The 15,825-nt window shown below is 69.8% G+C and carries 15 protein-coding genes and 1 pseudogene; 7 read left to right on the top strand and 9 right to left on the bottom strand.

The genetic code is table 11. The annotated features are described in order from the left end of the window. The 6 genes from MJ605_RS13160 to ssb all read left to right on the top strand — a co-directional run. The coding region (locus tag MJ605_RS13160; protein WP_243041973.1) for a hypothetical protein at nucleotides 1-283 on the top strand (283 nt) is incomplete at its 5' end. A gap of 76 nt (nucleotides 284-359) precedes the next feature. Further along, nucleotides 360-1,832: an outer membrane beta-barrel protein gene (locus MJ605_RS13155; protein WP_243041972.1), complete on the top strand. Its 1,473-nt coding sequence runs from the start codon at nucleotides 360-362 to the stop codon at nucleotides 1,830-1,832. A 10-nt stretch (nucleotides 1,833-1,842) separates the two neighbouring features. Beyond that, nucleotides 1,843-2,412 (top strand): potassium-transporting ATPase subunit KdpC, encoded by a 570-nt coding sequence (gene kdpC, locus MJ605_RS13150; protein WP_243041971.1) that lies wholly within the window; start codon nucleotides 1,843-1,845, stop codon nucleotides 2,410-2,412. A gap of 40 nt (nucleotides 2,413-2,452) precedes the next feature. After that, nucleotides 2,453-5,119, top strand: coding sequence for a sensor histidine kinase (locus MJ605_RS13145; RefSeq protein ID WP_243041970.1), 2,667 nt, complete (start codon nucleotides 2,453-2,455; stop codon nucleotides 5,117-5,119). After that, nucleotides 5,116-5,811 (top strand): response regulator, encoded by a 696-nt coding sequence (locus tag MJ605_RS13140; protein WP_243041969.1) that lies wholly within the window; start codon nucleotides 5,116-5,118, stop codon nucleotides 5,809-5,811. Before MJ605_RS13145 ends, MJ605_RS13140 begins: the two co-directional genes overlap by 4 nt. Before the next feature lie 296 nt (nucleotides 5,812-6,107). Next, entirely contained in the window at nucleotides 6,108-6,635 is a 528-nt protein-coding gene (ssb, locus tag MJ605_RS13135) for a single-stranded DNA-binding protein (protein ID WP_243041968.1), read from the top strand. Nucleotides 6,636-6,704: 69 nt separating this feature from the next. Here the strand turns inward: ssb and MJ605_RS13130 are convergent, their stop codons facing one another. From MJ605_RS13130 to ompR, 4 genes are all read right to left on the bottom strand, one after another. Further along, complete coding sequence (locus tag MJ605_RS13130) at nucleotides 6,705-7,337, bottom strand: flavin reductase family protein (RefSeq protein ID WP_243041967.1); 633 nt, start codon at nucleotides 7,335-7,337, stop codon at nucleotides 6,705-6,707. 178 nt (nucleotides 7,338-7,515) lie between these two features. Continuing rightward, nucleotides 7,516-7,797, bottom strand: coding sequence for an EF-hand domain-containing protein (locus tag MJ605_RS13125; protein WP_243041966.1), 282 nt, complete (start codon nucleotides 7,795-7,797; stop codon nucleotides 7,516-7,518). 636 nt (nucleotides 7,798-8,433) lie between these two features. Further along, entirely contained in the window at nucleotides 8,434-9,714 is a 1,281-nt protein-coding gene (locus MJ605_RS13120) for an ATP-binding protein (RefSeq protein WP_243041965.1), read from the bottom strand. After that, nucleotides 9,711-10,430: an osmolarity response regulator transcription factor OmpR gene (gene ompR / locus MJ605_RS13115; RefSeq protein ID WP_243041964.1), complete on the bottom strand. Its 720-nt coding sequence runs from the start codon at nucleotides 10,428-10,430 to the stop codon at nucleotides 9,711-9,713. The genes MJ605_RS13120 and ompR overlap by 4 nt, the downstream gene beginning before the upstream one ends. 173 nt (nucleotides 10,431-10,603) lie before the next feature. On the opposite strand from ompR, the gene MJ605_RS13110 reads away from it, so the two are divergent. After that, complete coding sequence (locus MJ605_RS13110; RefSeq protein ID WP_243041963.1) at nucleotides 10,604-11,206, top strand: hypothetical protein; 603 nt, start codon at nucleotides 10,604-10,606, stop codon at nucleotides 11,204-11,206. 24 nt (nucleotides 11,207-11,230) lie between these two features. Here MJ605_RS13110 and MJ605_RS13105 read toward each other — a convergent pair whose 3' ends face one another. The 5 genes and pseudogenes from MJ605_RS13105 to gluP form a co-directional block, all read right to left on the bottom strand. Continuing rightward, nucleotides 11,231-11,644 carry a DoxX family protein gene (locus MJ605_RS13105; protein ID WP_243041962.1) on the bottom strand — a complete coding sequence of 138 codons (414 nt, stop codon included), beginning with the start codon at nucleotides 11,642-11,644 and terminating at the stop codon, nucleotides 11,231-11,233. A gap of 214 nt (nucleotides 11,645-11,858) precedes the next feature. Then, the gene (locus MJ605_RS13100) at nucleotides 11,859-12,674 is read right to left on the bottom strand and encodes an SDR family NAD(P)-dependent oxidoreductase (RefSeq protein WP_243041961.1); all 816 of its coding nucleotides are present in this window, start codon (nucleotides 12,672-12,674) and stop codon (nucleotides 11,859-11,861) included. A gap of 80 nt (nucleotides 12,675-12,754) precedes the next feature. Further along, a complete protein-coding gene (locus tag MJ605_RS13095; protein WP_243041960.1) occupies nucleotides 12,755-13,963 on the bottom strand; it encodes an AGE family epimerase/isomerase in 1,209 nt (402 codons plus the stop codon). Continuing rightward, nucleotides 13,960-14,937, bottom strand: a complete 978-nt coding sequence (locus tag MJ605_RS13090; RefSeq protein WP_243041959.1) for a carbohydrate kinase family protein — start codon at nucleotides 14,935-14,937, stop codon at nucleotides 13,960-13,962. Before MJ605_RS13090 ends, MJ605_RS13095 begins: the two co-directional genes overlap by 4 nt. After that, nucleotides 14,937-15,815, bottom strand: a pseudogene (gluP, locus tag MJ605_RS19370) (glucose/galactose MFS transporter); the annotation flags it as partial. The gene MJ605_RS13090 and the pseudogene gluP, both read right to left, overlap by 1 nt. Between the last annotated feature and the right edge of the window lie 10 nt (nucleotides 15,816-15,825).

Genomic DNA, 15,825 nt, shown 5'->3' with positions numbered 1-15,825 from the left:
GGCTGTCGCTTGCCTGCTCGATCATCTGCTTACGGAATCTTCCGGAGTTTTGTTAGCGGCTCTTATTCCCGGAGTTTTCGCCATGCAAATCCTCAAGCTCTCCGTTTCGCTGCCCGATGACACCCATCCCGACATGGAACTGCGCCTGTCGGCCAACGATGCGTCCTGCGACGTGGTGATCGCGCTCCCGGTGCAGGCATGGCCGCGCATCCAGCCGCGCGATACCGAGGCGCCGCTCAGCGAGCGGGACGAGTACGTACTGGGTGGCTATGCCGGCATCTGAACGTCGATGCCGGGCGGTATCGACCCCCAACCCCAGGAAAAAGGACGGCCCATCCGGGCCGGTTTCAGGAACACCCATGATGTCCAAGAAAGCACTTCCGTTCGCCCTCCTGCTCGCACTGGCCCCGGCCGCGCATGCCGTCTCCGCGACCGAGGTATCGCCCGCCGCCGATCCCGGCGAGGCCATGCCATCGGCGCCGGCCGCCAATGACGGCTGCTCGCAAGGATTCCTCTCGCGCCTGGGCGCCGCTTACCGCGAGGATGCGCAGCCGGCCGATCCGAACGCGCCCGCGCCCGCTCGCCGCGCCATGGACGCCCCGCTGGATTCGCCGCCGTTCCCCAGTGGCGAATGGCAGCTCGGCGGCGTGCCCGCGCCGATCGGCGTGCCGACGTCCTACGGCCAGTACCCGCTGCAGAAGGCGCTGTCGTGCACCCGGCTTGGCCAGTGGATGCGGCGCAACCGCATCGAGGTCAACGGCTGGATCAATCCTTCCGCCAACGTGAGCTCGTCCAGCTTCACCAACTACCCGCTGTCGTACGCGACGCGGCCCAACCGCGTGGAGTTCGACCAGCTGGTGTTCAACATCACCCGCGTCGAGGACACCGTGCAGACCGATCACGTGGACTGGGGCTTCAACATCTCCACCCTGTACGGCTACGACTACCACTACACCGTCACCAAGGGCGTGTTCAGCAACCAGCTGCTCAACCACCCCAACTCGAACGGTCCGCTGCCGGGCAAGGTCTACGGCATCGACCCCATGCTGTTCTACTACGACCTCTATATCCCCACGGTCGCCGAGGGCATGGTCATCCGCTTCGGACGCTACCTGTCGCTGCCCGACATCGAGGCCCAGTTCTCGCCGCAGAACTACCTGGTCACGCATTCGATCCTGTACACGGTCGATCCGTATACCCAGACCGGCATCCTGACCACCACGCGGCTCAGCAGGCAGTGGACGCTGCAGCTGGGCATCAACGCCAGCAACGACACGGCGCCGTGGAACCATTCGGCGCGCCCCACGCTGCAGGCCTGCGTGCGCTGGGTGTCGGCCGACAACAACGACATGCTCTATCCCTGCGTCAACAACTGGAACACCTCCGACTACAACTACAACAACGTGCAGATGGTCGTGATGACCTGGGGACACCGCTTCAGCCAGAGCGTGCACATGCAGACCGAGAGCTACTACATGTACGGCCGCGACATTCCGGGTTTCGGGCCGGGCGGGGAACCCGGCGTGGTGGCGTCCTCGCCGTATCCGGGCAAGGCCGCCGAGTACGGCGTGGTGAACTACCTCAACTTCGAGCTGGACAGCGGCAACATGCTGACGTTCCGCAACGAGTTCTACAACGACCAGAAGGGCCAGCGCACCGGCTACGCCACGCACTACAGCAGCCATACGCTGGGCCTGACGCACTGGGTGTCGCCGGACCTCGAAATCCGTCCTGAGCTCCGCTACGAGCACTCGTACGACGTGAATGCCTACAACGGCGGCAAGAAGAACTACCAGGCGATCGCACTGATCGACACCATCCTCCACTACTGAGGCGATGACCATGGGCACGTTGATCCGCAATGCCATCGTGATGCTGCTCCTGATGACCGCGTTGACCGGGGTGGTGTATCCGCTGGCCGTCACCGGGCTGGCCCAGGTGCTGTTCCCGTCGCAGGCGAACGGCAGCCTGACCGTGAAGGACGGCCAGCCGGCCGGCTCCGTGCTGATCGGCCAACCCTTCTCCGATCCGAAGTACTTCTGGGGCCGGCCCTCGGCGACCATGCCGCAGCCCGGCAACGGCCTGTCGTCCACCGGCTCGAACCTGGGCCCGACCAATCCGGCGCTCACCGACGCGGTGAGGCAGCGTATCGCCGCGCTGCGCGCCGCCGACCCGGGCAACGCCGCGCCGGTGCCGGTGGACCTGGTGACGGCGTCCGGCAGCGGCCTGGACCCGGACATCTCGCCGGCGGCGGCGGCCTACCAGGTGCCGCGCGTGGCGCGCGTGCGGGGCCTGGGCGAGGCGCAGGTGCGGGCCATGGTGGCCGCCGCCACCACTGGCCGGCAGTTCGGCATCCTGGGCGAACCGAGGGTCAACGTGCTCCGGCTCAATATGGCGCTGGATGGCCGTTGAGGCATAACGTAGGCACGCCTCCCCACGCCGGCCACGCTGCATGTCCGAACCTTCCCGCGAAGCACGCGCCGACGCCTTGCTCGATTCCGTGCAGGAGGAACGCAGCCGCCGCCTGAAGATCTTCCTGGGCGCGGCGCCGGGCGTGGGCAAGACCTACGCCATGCTCTCCGCCGCGCGTGAGTTGAAACGCCAGGGCGTGGACGTGGTGGTGGGCCTGGTGGAGACCCACGGCCGGGCGGAAACCGCGGCCCTGCTGGAAGGGCTCGAACAACTGCCCCGGCGAAAGGTGAACTACCAGGGGCGCGATTTCACCGAGTTCGACCTCGACGCCGCGCTGCAGCGGCGCCCTGATGTGATCCTGGTGGACGAGCTGGCGCATACCAACCTGCCGGGCGGCCGCCACGAGCGGCGCTGGCAGGACATCGCCGAGTTGCTCGACGCCGGCATCGAGGTCTATACCGCGCTCAACGTGCAGCACCTGGAAAGCCTCAACGACCAGGTGCGGCGCATCACCAACGTGACCGTGCGCGAGACGGTGCCCGATGCCTTCCTCGACCGCGCGCGCGACATCGTGCTGGTGGACCTGCCGCCGCGCGAGCTGATCCAGCGTTTGAAGCAGGGCAAGGTCTACGTGCCGGAAACGGCCGCCGCCGCGCTCGACGCGTTCTTCTCGCCGACCCACCTGGTGGCGCTGCGCGAGCTGGCGGTCGATACGGTGGCCGGCCACGTCGACAGCGACCTGCGCGAGCACATGCTGGCGCGCGGCGGCGCGATGCCGGTGCGCCGCCGCGTGCTGGCGGCCATCGACGGCCACGCGCAGAGCGAGTACCTGGTGCGCGTCGCCCGGCGCATCGCCGAGCGGCGCGGCGCGCCGTGGAGCGTGGCCTTCGTCGATACCGGCGCCGCGCTGGACAAGCCGCGTCGCGAGCGGCTGGATGCGGCCATGCGCCTGGCGCGCCGGCTCGGCGGCGACACCGTGGTGCTGCGCGGACACCACATCGCCGACGAACTGCTCGCCCACGCGGACCGCGAGGGCATCGGCCAGATCATCCTGGGACGCACGCGCGAGCGTCCGCTGGCGCGCATGTTGGGCCGCTCGCTCACGCAACTGCTGTTGCGGCGCGGCGCGCACCTGGAGCTGACCATCATCGCCACGCCGGCCGAACGCGCCCGCTCCAGGCATCGGCTGCGCCTGCCCGGCGGACCCGGTCGGCGCGGCGAATACCTCTATGCCACGTTTGCCACGCTGGTGGCGTTCGGCCTGTCCTTCGTCGCCGACCGTTATCTGTCGGTGGCGAACCTATCGCTGATCTTCCTCACCGCCGTGCTGGTGGTGGCGGTGCGCACGCGCATGGCGGTGGCGATCTACACCGCGGTGCTGTGCTTCCTCGGCTACAACTTCTTCTTCGCGCAGCCGCGCTACACCCTGGCGATCGCCAACGTGGACGACGTGCTGGCGGTGTGCCTGTTCCTGGTGGCGGCGCTGGTGTGCAGCCGCCTGGCCACGCGGCTGGCCAGCCAGGTGGAGTCGCTGCGCGCCGCGCACGCCAACGCCCGCGCCCTGCTGGCGCTCGGGCAGCGGCTTGCCACCAGCACCGACGCGGCGGGCATCCGCAAGGTCGGCGCCGCCGCCCTGGCGCAGGTATTGCGCTGCGACTGCGCGATGCTGGCCCGCGACGCCGGCCAGGTGCTGCGCGTGGCGGCCGCCTCGCCGCGCGATTTCCCGCTGACCTCGCAGGACCTGGGCGCGGCCGATTGGAGCGAGCAGCACGCCGAGCAGGCCGGCCGCTACACCGATACGCTCAATGCCGCGCCATGCTGGATGTTGCCACTGGGCAGCGACGGCCAGCATCTCGGCGTGGCCGCCCTGCGCCTGCCACCGGAGCGGGGCGAGCCACCGACCGACCAGCGCAGCCTGGCACTGGCGATGGTGCAGGACATCGGCCAGGCCTTGCAGCGCGCGCGCCTGGCCGACGAGCTGGAAGGCGCGCGCGTGCAGGGCGAGACCGAGCGGCTGCGCAACGCGCTGCTTTCCTCGGTCTCGCACGACCTGCGCTCGCCGCTGGCCTCGATGATCGGTTCGGCCGGCACCCTGGCCAGCTACGGCGACCAGTTGCCAGCCGGCGAGCGCCGCGAGTTGCTGGAGGCCATCCTGGGCGAGGGCCAGCGGCTGGACCGCTACATCCAGAACCTGCTGGACATGACCCGCCTGGGCCACGGCACGCTCAAGCTCAACCGCGACTGGACCGACGTGGCGGAGATCGTCGCCGCCGCCACCACGCGCCTGCGCAAGCTGTTTCCCGACCTCAAGCTCGACATCGTGCTGCCGCCGGGCACGCTGCTGCTCTACGTGCATCCCGCGCTGATCGAGCAGGCGCTGTTCAACATTCTGGAGAATGCGGCGCGCTTCTCGCCGCCGGGCGAGGCCGTGCGCGTGGTGGTGCGGCCGCAGGGCGAGCGGGTGCAGATCGATGTTTCCGACCGTGGCCCCGGCATTCCCGAGGACGAACGCGCGCGCATCTTCGACATGTTCTATTCCGTGGCGCGGGGCGACCGCGCCCCGCAGGGCACCGGCCTCGGGCTGGCCATCTGCCGGGGCATGATCGGCGCCCACGGCGGCAGCGTGGAGGCCTTGCCGGGCGATGGCGTCGGCACCACCATTCGCGTCACCTTGCCGCTGCCGGCGCCGCCCGGAAACCCCGCATGAGTTCCGCCGCCCCCTGTGTCCTGGTCGTCGACGACGAGGCGCAGATCCGCAAGTTCCTCGACATCGGCCTGCGCGCGGAAGGCTATGAGGTGCTGCTCGCCGCCAACGCGGCGGAGGGCCTGGCGCTGGCCGCCACGCGCTCGCCGGACCTGGTGATCCTGGACATCGGCCTGCCCGACCGCGAGGGCCACGAGGTGCTGGCCGAGCTGCGCCAATGGACCCAGGTGCCGGTGCTGATGCTGTCGGTGCGCGATGGCGAGAGCGAAAAGGTGAAGGCGCTCGACGCCGGGGCCAACGACTACGTGACCAAGCCGTTCGGCATCCAGGAGCTGATGGCGCGGCTGCGTGCCTTGCTGCGCAGCCGCCCGGGCGAGCCGGAGGCGCCGCAGCGCTACGACGACGGCCGACTGGCGATCGACCTGGCGCGCCGCGAGGTGACCCTGCAGGGCGTGCCGGTGGCGCTCACGCGCAAGGAATACGCCGTGCTGGCCATGCTGCTGCGCCACGCGGGCCGCGTGGTGACCCAGCAGCAGCTGCTGCGCGAGATCTGGGGCGCCACCCACGCACGCGACAGCCACTACCTGCGCATCGTGGTGGGCAAGCTGCGCCAGAAGCTCGGCGACGATCCGGCCGCGCCGCGCTGGCTGAAGACCGAGCCGGGCGTGGGCTACCGTTTCCTGGGGACCGGCTGAGTCCAAACCTGTAGGTGCGCACTGTAGGGGCACCCTGTGCACGATCCGTGTGCGCCCTACAGAAAGGGGCGAGAGCCGTGTCGCAGCCACCGAGACAGAACGCTGGCCTGATACCGGGGCTTTTCGGACGGCGCGCACGCGGGCAAGGGGCAAACCCGGACCCCTCGGCGAGGCCGTGGATGCCGGCCCATCCTGTTTTCCCGGGGCGGCCCCCGGGTATGATGGCCGCCGGCATTAACCATCCGGCGCTGACAGCCCCCTCACGCAGCGCCGGCTCACAGAGGAAAATCCAGACCATGGCACGCGGCATCAACAAAGTCATCATCGTCGGCAATCTCGGCGCGGACCCGGAAACCCGTTACACCGGCAACGGCACGGCCATCACTAGCATCCGCATCGCCACCTCCGAGAACTGGACCGACAAGCAGAGCGGCGAGAAGCAGGAGCGCACCGAATGGCACCGCGTGAAGCTGTTCGGCCGCCTGGCGGAAATCGCCGGCGAATACCTGAAGAAGGGCCGCCAGGTCTATATCGAGGGCTCGCTGCGTACCGACAAGTACACCGACAAGGATGGCATCGAGCGCTTCAGCACCGACATCATCGCCAACGAGATGCAGATGCTGGGCGGCGGCAATGAAGGCGGCGGTGGCGGCGGCTTCCAGCGCTCGCAGGGCGGTGGCGGCGGCCAGCAGCGCCAGGGCGGCGGTGGCGGCTACGGCGGCGGCCAATCGCGCGGCGGCGACAACTACGGCAGCCAGCAGCAGCGCCAGCCCGCGCCGCCGGCGCAGAACAACAGCTTCGACGACGACGATATTCCGTTCTGAAGCAGCCCCTGGATTGGTTCCAGAGCCAAGCCCCCGGTCTTCCGGGGGTTTTGCGTTTCATGCGGCGCCCTAGGCGTCGGCGATCGGGCGCGCCATCTCGAACATGGCATCGGGATGGATGGTCACGTAGTCCTTGCGGCCGCCCCAGCGGAGAATCGGCCGCGTGGCCGTCACCTGGTAGATGCCGTCGCGAATGACGCGGCGGTCGATGTGCACGGCCACCACCTCGCCGAGCACCAGCCAGGTTTCGATGTCCGATCCGGACGCGTCGCGAAGCTGGAGAAGTTGCGTCAGCCGGCATTCGAAATTGACGGGGCTTTCGAGCACGCGTGGTGCGCCGATCAGGCGGCTTGGCGCGGCGGTAAGGCCGGCAAGGCCGAATTCATCGACCTCCGCCGCCACGGTCGCCGAGCTGGCGTTCATGGCCTGGGCCAGTTCGGCGGTCGCCAGGTTCCAGGCGAATTCGCCGGTCGCGGCGATATTGGCCACCGAATCCTTCCAGCCGGTGGAGGCGAAGCCGATGATGGGCGGCGCATCGTTGAAGGCATTGAAGAAACTGTAGGGCGCAAGATTGCGGTGGCCGTAGCCATCCACCGTGGAGATCCAGCCGATGGGCCGGGGGCCGATGATCGACTTGAACGGGTCGTGCTTCAGGCCGTGCCCGGCCGACGGTTGATAGAAATGTTCTTCGCGGTCGAGCATGGGCGTGGCTGTCTCTCGATGGCATGCCGAATCGAGGCAGGGATGGACGGCGCCGCCGTTCCCTCGACTCAGGAAGCGCCCATTATGGGCCAGCCGCCCGTCCCTGGGCCGTTCTTCCATGGCGCGGTACCGCCGGAGATGAGGGAGCGGAGCACCGCGCTGCTGGTCAAGAGCGTTCCTACTTCCCGCGCTGGGCGGCCATATAGCGGCCGATTTCGGCCAGGGTGACCTTGCCGTCGTGGTCGGCGTCGATCTCGTCGAAGTGGCTGGCCACGCGCGGCATGGCCTTGGCTTCGTCGCGGGTGAGGGCGCCGTCGCCGTTGGTGTCGGCCTTGGCGAAGCGATCGCGCACCTGCTGCACGACACGGCTGCGCATGTTGCTGTTGTCCTGGGCCTGAGCTTGCAGGCTGGCGGCGTCGGCGATGAGGAGAACGAGGAAAAGAACAGGCTTGGTGCGCATGGGCGACTCTCGTGGTGTGGGTGTCGTTCGCCACGATAGGGCGCGATGCGCGCGAAGGCTTGTCGCTTTCGTCGCCAGTTGTAAGCGCTTGTTTACGATCTCCGCGAGGCCTGCATTCTCAACGGCCTTCGACAGGATAAATGCACCGATGCCGATCGCGATGTCGAACAGGCTTTAAGTCCTCGGTGCAGCGCCGCCCCGCGGGGTAGCCGCGGTGTTTGGCGGAAGGAAAGACTGATTCGGCTTGCGAGGCCTGCAAGGCTTGTATCTACCGCAATGCTGCGCCCCCTCTCCGCCACGGCGCGTTGCGGTGTAGCGGCGCCGTTCGAGGTAGCACATCGCTTATCAGGCTGGCCTTGGTCTACCGGGCCTGTATCCCGCATATCGCTCAGAGCCTTTGAGGCCATTCTCTTTGGGTTACTTTTCTCTTGGGCCAGCAAGAGAAAAGTGACTCGGCGGCCGGCAGGGCGTCGAAACGCCCGCCGCGTAGGCGGCACCCTGGCGATAGCGCGACAACCAGATACCGAGGCCCTGGGTCCCGGCCCTCACCCCCTTTTGTGGGGTGCGCCGGGATGACGAGGCATGAGGCGCAAGGAGGTCGCGCACAGGGTGCGCTCCCACAGGGAGGGCGGGGCTCTATGCCTGGGGCGGTTGCGCGGGTAGCGCCAGGGTGGCCTCGAAGCCGCCCAGCGGCAGGTTGCGCAGCACCAGCCGGCCACCATGCTGGGCTGCGATGCGGCGCGTGCTGGCCAGTCCCAGCCCACTGCCGATCGCATCGCTGCGCGCCTCGTTGCCGCGCATGAAGGCCTCGCCCAGCCTGGGCAGTTGCGTCTCGGGCACGCCGGGGCCGGCATCGCGGATGCTGCAGCGCCATTCGCCGTGGATCTCGGCCAGGACGGCATGGAACGGCGGTTCGCCATGGCGCATGGCGTTGCGCATCAGGTTGTCGATGGCGCGCCGCAGGGCCAGCGGCTTGCCTTGCAGCAATGCCTGCGCGGGTGCCTCGACCTGCCAGCGGTGTCCGGCTGTTTCGTTGAGCGCGGCCAGGTCGCGCAGCAGCGCGGCGAGGTCCACCGAGGCGCTGGCCTCCTCGCTGCCATCGCGCACGTAGGCGATGAACTGGGCACTCAGGGCGTCGATGGCCTCGATGTCGGCCACCATGCCGTCGCGCAGCGCGGCGTCGGGCGCGCCGGCGGAAAGTTCCAGGCCCAGTCGTAGCCGCGCCAGTGGTGTGCGCAGGTCGTGCGAGATGGCGGCCAGCATCACGTCGCGCTCGCGCGCATGGCGCCGGACGTCAGCGGCGGCCAGGCCCAGGGCCGCGTTGAGTTCGACCAGCTCGCGCGCCGCGCTCGCGGGCAGCGCCGGTGGCGGCGTGCCGGCCACCACGGCTGGCGCGGCTTCGGCCAGGCGCCTGAGCGGGCTGGTGAGGCTGCGCGCGTAGATGGCCGCGATCAGCAGCACCAGCAGGGTGGCGAAGGCGATGGTGAGCACGGTGCCGCGCACCAGCGGCACGCGCAGGTCCACGAAGGGAATGCCGAGCCAGCCGCTGGCCGGCGCGCGCGCGCTGATCCACAGCACCGGCCGGCGCAGGCCCGCGATCCGCACGTCGCGTCCCGGCAACTCGCCGCGCAACTGGTCCAGCACGCGCCGGACCACCGGCAGCGCGGGATCGCGCCCGGGCGGCGGCAGCGGGCGATGCGCCACGCCGAGGGCCGCCAACGCGCTGCCCGAGCGCCCCTCGGCCACCAGCACATCGGCGGCGGCGACCTGCATGGCCAGCACGCGCGCGGTGTAGCTGCTGGTCGTGCCGCTGCCGGTGAGGCGCAGGGCGAACAGGCCGGTCAGCAGCACCAGCACCACGGTGCCGGCCAGCAGCCAGAGCAGGCGCGTGAACAGGCCACTGGCACGCAGGCTCATAGCGGCTTGCCGTCCGGCACGAACACGTAGCCATGGCCCCACACGGTCTGCAGCCAGCGCGGCTGGCGCGGGTCGTCCTCGATCAGGCGGCGCAGGCGGCTGAGCATCACGTCCATGCTGCGGTCGAAGGCCTCGTGCCCGCGGCCGCGCGCCAGGCTCATCAGCTGGTCGCGGGTCAGCGGCTGGCCGGGGCGCCTGGCCAGCGCGGCCAGCACGGCGAATTCGCCGGTGGTGAGCTTGAGTGCCTCGCCGTCGCGCAGCAGGCGGCGCGTATCCAGTTCCAGCACGAAGGCGCCGAAGCGCACGCTGCCGCCTTCCGCCTGCGGCGCGCCTGGCGCGGGGCGGCCCCGGCGCAGCACCGCGTTGATGCGCGCCACCAGTTCACGCGGGTTGCCGGGCTTGGGCAGGTAGTCGTCCGCGCCGATCTCCAGGCCCACGATGCGATCGATCTCGTCGCCGCGCGCGGTGAGCATGATGATCGGCGTGGCCACGCCCTGGCCGCGCAGGCGGCGGCAGATGGACAGGCCGTCCTCGCCGGGCAGCATCAGGTCCAGCACGATCAGGTCGATGTGGCGGCGAGAGAGCTCGCGGTCCAGCTCGCGTCCGTCGCCGGCCAGATGGGCCTGGAACCCCTGCTGCTCCAGGTAGCGGCGCAGCAGGTCGCGCAGGCGATGATCGTCATCGACGATCAGGACATGGGGGGCGGCGGCGCTCATGGCCGGATTCTGCCGCGCGGTGCGCGCTGCCGCGAGTACGGATGTAACGGGATGTTTCCAGCCGGCGGCGCTGCAACATCCGTTTGCACTTCGTCGCGGCCGCGATACGCCTGCCGCGCGGCCGTGGCGGAGCATGGCGGCTGTCTTTTCCACCAGGCATGAAGGAGAGCCCCATGCGCAAGTCGATCCAGATCCAGGGCATGACGCTGGCATTGGCCCTGGCCGCGGCGATGCCGGCGGCGGCCAGCGGACGTTTCGTCGCCGGCCGCATGCTGGCCCGCTCGGATGGTGCCGTGGCGGCCGGGCACGTGGCGGGCTTCCGTGGCCCGCGCGGCGCGGCCGGCATCCACGGCCGCCGCACCGTGGCCGACGGGCAGGGCAATGCGGCCACTGCCAGCGCCGGCGCCTGGCGCGGTCCCAACGGCGGCGTCGCGGCGCGCTCGGGCGAAACCACCCGCGCCAGCGACGGCTCGTGGCAGCACCAGTCGGGCCTCGCCGCCGCCGGCCCCAACGGCGGCAGCGTGACCAGCCATGGCAGTGCCAGCGGCAATGGCCAAGGCAGCGCCAGCTTCGATCGCCAGACCCAGGCCAGCGGCGCGCGCGGCAACTACGACGGCACTACCACCGGCGCCAGCGGGCAGGGCGTCACCCATGCCACCCAGGCCACTGGCGCCAACGGCATCACCTACCAGGGCCAGACCACCGTCGGCAAGAACGGCGTCAGCCACACCGGCAGCTGCACCAATGCCAGCGGCCAGGCCGTCGCCTGCCCATGACGCTGGCACGTGGCGTATGGACGTCTATCTGCCATCCAGCGAATAGCGTCCCGGACCGGCGAGGCACAGCAGCAGGAGGCCACCGGAGATGCTCACGTTCTTGTAGAAGTTGATCATGGCGTCGATGCGGCCGGGATCGCCCATGTTCCAGTACTGGTGGCCGATCACCGCGGCGGCCAGGGTGTACAGCCCCAGCAGCAGCGCCAGCGGCCGCGTGTAGAAGCCGACCACGATCGCCAGCCCCACGAAGAACTCCATGATCACCGCGACCGCGGCCGAGAGCGTCGGCAGCGGTACGCCCGCCGACGCCATGTAGGCGGCCGTGCCGCCGAAAGCGGTGAGCTTGCCCCAGCCGAAGATGACGAACAGCACCATCAACAGCACTCGTGCGAGCAGGATGCCGCTGTCCCTGCTGCCTTGCAGCAACGTATATCGCATGGCCGTTCTCCCATGAATGTACGCAACGCGCCGGCCGCGGATGTTGCGGCCGGTGCCACTATAGGCCGCGTGGGCGGTTGTGGCGTAGAAGCACCTCTTCTCAACTCTCTCCTGCGAGCGCAGGGGAGGGAGCCGTGCACGCCTGTCTTGGCCCCCCCTGCCGGCAGGGGGAGGTTGGGAGGGGGTAGGGCACGCCGGGAGCTTGAGCGGACGCTCAGGCGTCTTCGAGGATGTCGCTCTTGTAGCGGTCGGCGGCGTGGTCGCGCGAAAGGTCGGGCGCGAGGGCGAGGCGCGCGGCCTCGTAGCGTTCCCACTGGGCCGGATCGGGCAGTGCGGGCACGGTGACCAGTTCGCCCTGGTCGTAGCCGGCCAGCGCCGCATCCACCAGCTCGGCCACTTCCATGACCAGGCTCGGCGGCAGTTCGTCGAAGTCGCCGCTGGCGCGTTCCCAGGTGGCGCTGCGGGTGATGCCGGGAAGCACGGCCTGCGCGCGGACGCCGCGGCCGGCCACTTCCTCGTGCAAGGTGCGCGTATAGGCGAGCAGGTAGCCGCTGGTGGCCGGATACGCGCCGCGCGAAAGCTCGGGCAGCAGGGCCAGCACCGAGGCGATGTTGATGATGCCGCCGCGGCCGCGCGCCAGCAGGCGTGGCAGCATCGCGCCGGCCAGCCGCGTGGGCGCGGTCACGTTGAGCTGGATCATCGCCTCCACCTCGTCGGGCGAGGCCTCGGCGAGCGATCCGCCCGCCACCATGCCGGCGTTGTTGACCAGCAGGCCGATGCGCTCGTCTTCGCGCAGGCGCTGTTCCACCGCGTTGCGTTCGGGCGGTGAGGTCAGGTCGGCGGCCAGTACCTCGGCGGCGACGCCGTACTTGCGCTCGATCCGCTCGGCCAATGCCTGCAGCCGGTCGGCGCGGCGCGCCACCAGCACCAGCGGATGCCCGCGCTGGGCCAGGCGGTCGGCGTAGGTGGCGCCGACGCCGCTGGAGGCGCCGGTGACCAGGGCGGTGTCCGGGGATTCGAGCAGGGGCATGGCGGTGGTCTCCTCGCGGACCGAAAGCCCAAGACTGGGCCCAGGGACATCACGGCGCCGTTAAGAGGCGCCGTGAAAGCTCAGGGTACGCCGCCCTCGCGCACCAGCGCCATCACCTCGTAGCAGGCGCCCATGGTGTGGTAGTCGGTCTTGCCGGCGGGGCTTTTCTCGTCGTCGAGCTTGCGGTTGTCGCGGGTGAGGATGCGGTACCACGCGCCGTAGCGGTGGTCGATGAAATGCTCCCACGCGTAGGCCCACAGCTTGCCGTACCAGGCGTCGTACTCGGCCAGCCCTGTGCGCGCGTGCAGCAGCGCGGCGGCGGCCAGTGACTCGGCCTGCACCCAGAAGTACTTGTCGTCGTCGCACACGCTGCCGTCCGGCGCGAAGCCGTAGCAGATGCCGCCGTATTCCGCGTCCCAGGCGCGCGCCAGCGCGGTGTCGAACAGATGCTTGGCGGTGGGCACCAGCCAGCTCTCCTCGCGGCCGCGTTCGAGCAGCAGCGGCTCCATGATCAGCAGCAGCTTGGCCCACTCGGTCTGGTGGCCGGGCTGGAAACCCCACGGGCGGAACAGGTGCTTGGGATCGTCCAGGTGGTATTTCCAGTCGACGTTCCAGTCGGCGTCGTAGTGCTCCCACACCAGGCCGTCGGCCTTGGCCGCCTGGCGGCGCGTCATGTGGTCGGCGAGGGCGAGCGCGCGCTCCAGGTAGCGCGGTTCGTCGCTGGCCTGGTAGGCGGCGAGCATCGCCTCGCACATGTGCATGTTGGCGTTCTGGCCGCGGTAGCCGGTGAACTGCCAGTGGTCGTTCGCCTCGTCGCGGTAGAGCCCGGCCTCGGCGTCCCAGTAGCGGGCTTCGAGCAGTTCCCAGGTCTCGTCCATCCACGCCTCGGCCTCGTGCACGCCGGCTTTCTTCGCGGTGGCGTAGGCGAGCAGCACGAAGGCGACGCCGTAGGCGTGGTAGGTGGTGTCCTCCGGCTTGCCGTCGCGGATGGTCCACGCGTAGCCGCCGGTGGCGGGGTTGCGGTGCACCTCGCGCAGGTAGCGCAGGCCGTGATGCACGGCGTCGAGGTACTCGGGGTTGCCGAACTCGTTGTACGCCATCGCGTAGTTGAAGACGAAGCGCGTGCTGCTCACCAGGTGGCGGTGGCTGCGGTCGTAGACAGTGCCGTCGTCCTTGAAGTAGTGGAAGAAGCCGCCCTGCGGGTCGATGGCGCGTGGGTGGTAGAACGCCATCGTCTGCGCGATGTGCTCGCGCAGGAACGCCTCGCTGCGGAAATCGGGCGTGGTCATGCGTAGGTCTCCATGAAGTTCAGTACCTCGGCCTCGTCCGGCATGGCGGTGAACGAGCCCTGGCGGGTGACGGTGAGCGCGCCGCAGGCGGCGGCGAAACGCAGCGTGGCGTGCAGGCGCGGCAGTTCGGTGACCAGGCGGTCGAGCCGGTCGGGCGCGGCATCGAGCGTGCCCAGTTGCAGCAGCAGGCCACCCACGAAGGCGTCGCCGGCCGCCGTGGTGTCCACCGCGGGCACCGCGTACACCGGCAGCTCGCCCTCCGCGTCGGGATGGAACCAGCGCAGCGACTTGTCGCCGTCGGTCACCACCAGCAGGCGGGTATGGCCTTCCCACAATTGGTCGAGCACGGCCTGTTCGCCGTCCACCGCGAGCCAGGCCAGTTCCTCGGCGCTCAGCTTCACCACGTCGGCCAGTTGCAGCGCGGGCCATACCAGCGGGCGCGGGTCGACGCCGCGCGGCCACAGCGCGGGACGCAGGTTGAGGTCGAAACTTGCCAGCGCGCCGGCCGCGCGGGCGCGGCGCATGCCCTCGCGGGTGGTCTCGGCCAGCGCGGGCTCGGTCATGCTGTTGGAGCACACATGGAACACCGACGCTTCGCGAAAGCTGTCCGCCTGGAAATGCTCGGGGCGGAACAGCAGGTCGGCCGAGGGGGGACGGTAGAAGCTGAAGCTGCGTTCGCCGTGCGCGTCCAGCGCCACGAAGGCGAGCGCGGTGTTGGCCTCGCCAGTGCGCGCCACGCTTGCGGTGTCCACGCCGGCGCGGCGCAGGCTGTCGAGCAGGAAGTCGCCGAACAGGTCCTCGCCCAGCATGCCGGCGAAGGCGGCATGGCCGCCCAGCCGCGCCACCGCGACGGCGACGTTGGCGGGCGCGCCGCCGGCGAAGGGCACGAAGCTGCGTGGAAAGCCGAACGCGTCGCTGCCTTCGCTGTGAAAGTCGATCAGGGCTTCGCCGAAACAGAGAATGGTGCGGGACATCAAGCGCTCTCGGGAGTGGCGGCGGGCGCGGCGCCGGGAATCAGCGAGCCGCGCAGGCCGTAGAAGACGATGTAGCCGTAGCACAGCAGCGGCAGCACGAAGGCGTGCTGGATGCCTACGTGGTCGGCGATGATGCCTTGCGCCAGCGGCAGCAGCGCGCCGCCGACGATGGCCATGATCAGCAGGCTCGACGCCTTGCCGGTGAGCGGCCCCATGCGCTCGATGCCGAGCGAGAAGATGGTGGGGAACATGATGGAGTTGAACAGGCCGATGGCGATCACCGCCACCATCGCCACCTGGCCATGGGTGAGCATGGTGGTCAGCACCAGCAGGCCGGCGACGGTGGCGAACGCGGCCAGCAGCTTGCGCGGGTTGATCCATACCAGCAGCGCGGAGCCGGCCAGGCGGCCGACCATCGCGCCGCCCCAGTACAGCGACACGTAGTGCGAGGCCTGCTGCTCGCTCATGTGGCCGATCTCCGGCAGCGACAGGTAGTTCACCAGGAAGCTGCCGATGGAGACCTCGGCGCCCACGTAAAAGAAGATTGCCAGCACGCCGAAGAACACGTGGCGGTGGCGCAGCGCATCCATCAGCGTGTGGTGGGTGGGATCGGCCTGCTCGGTGGTCTCGGTGAGCGCGGGCAACTGGAACAGCCATACGCCCGCGGCCAGCAGCAACAGCACCACGCCCAGGCCCAGGTAGGGCTTCTGCACCAGCTCGGCCTGCTTCTGCCGGTAGGCCTGCAGCTGCTGCGCCGTCTCCGGCGCCAGTCCGGCGCGGATGGCGGCCAGCTGCGCCGACTGCGCGGCATCCAGGCGCGAGGCGGTGAGCTTGTCCAGCGCGCCGGCCAGGCGGTCGGTGGGCAGCGCGGCCAGCTGCGGCGGCGAC

Source organism: Dyella sedimenti (genome assembly GCF_022760995.1).
Classification (GTDB): domain Bacteria; phylum Pseudomonadota; class Gammaproteobacteria; order Xanthomonadales; family Rhodanobacteraceae; genus Dyella; species Dyella sedimenti.
Note: the sequence above shows the minus strand (reverse complement) of the source record. Positions and strands in the feature narration are given on the sequence as shown.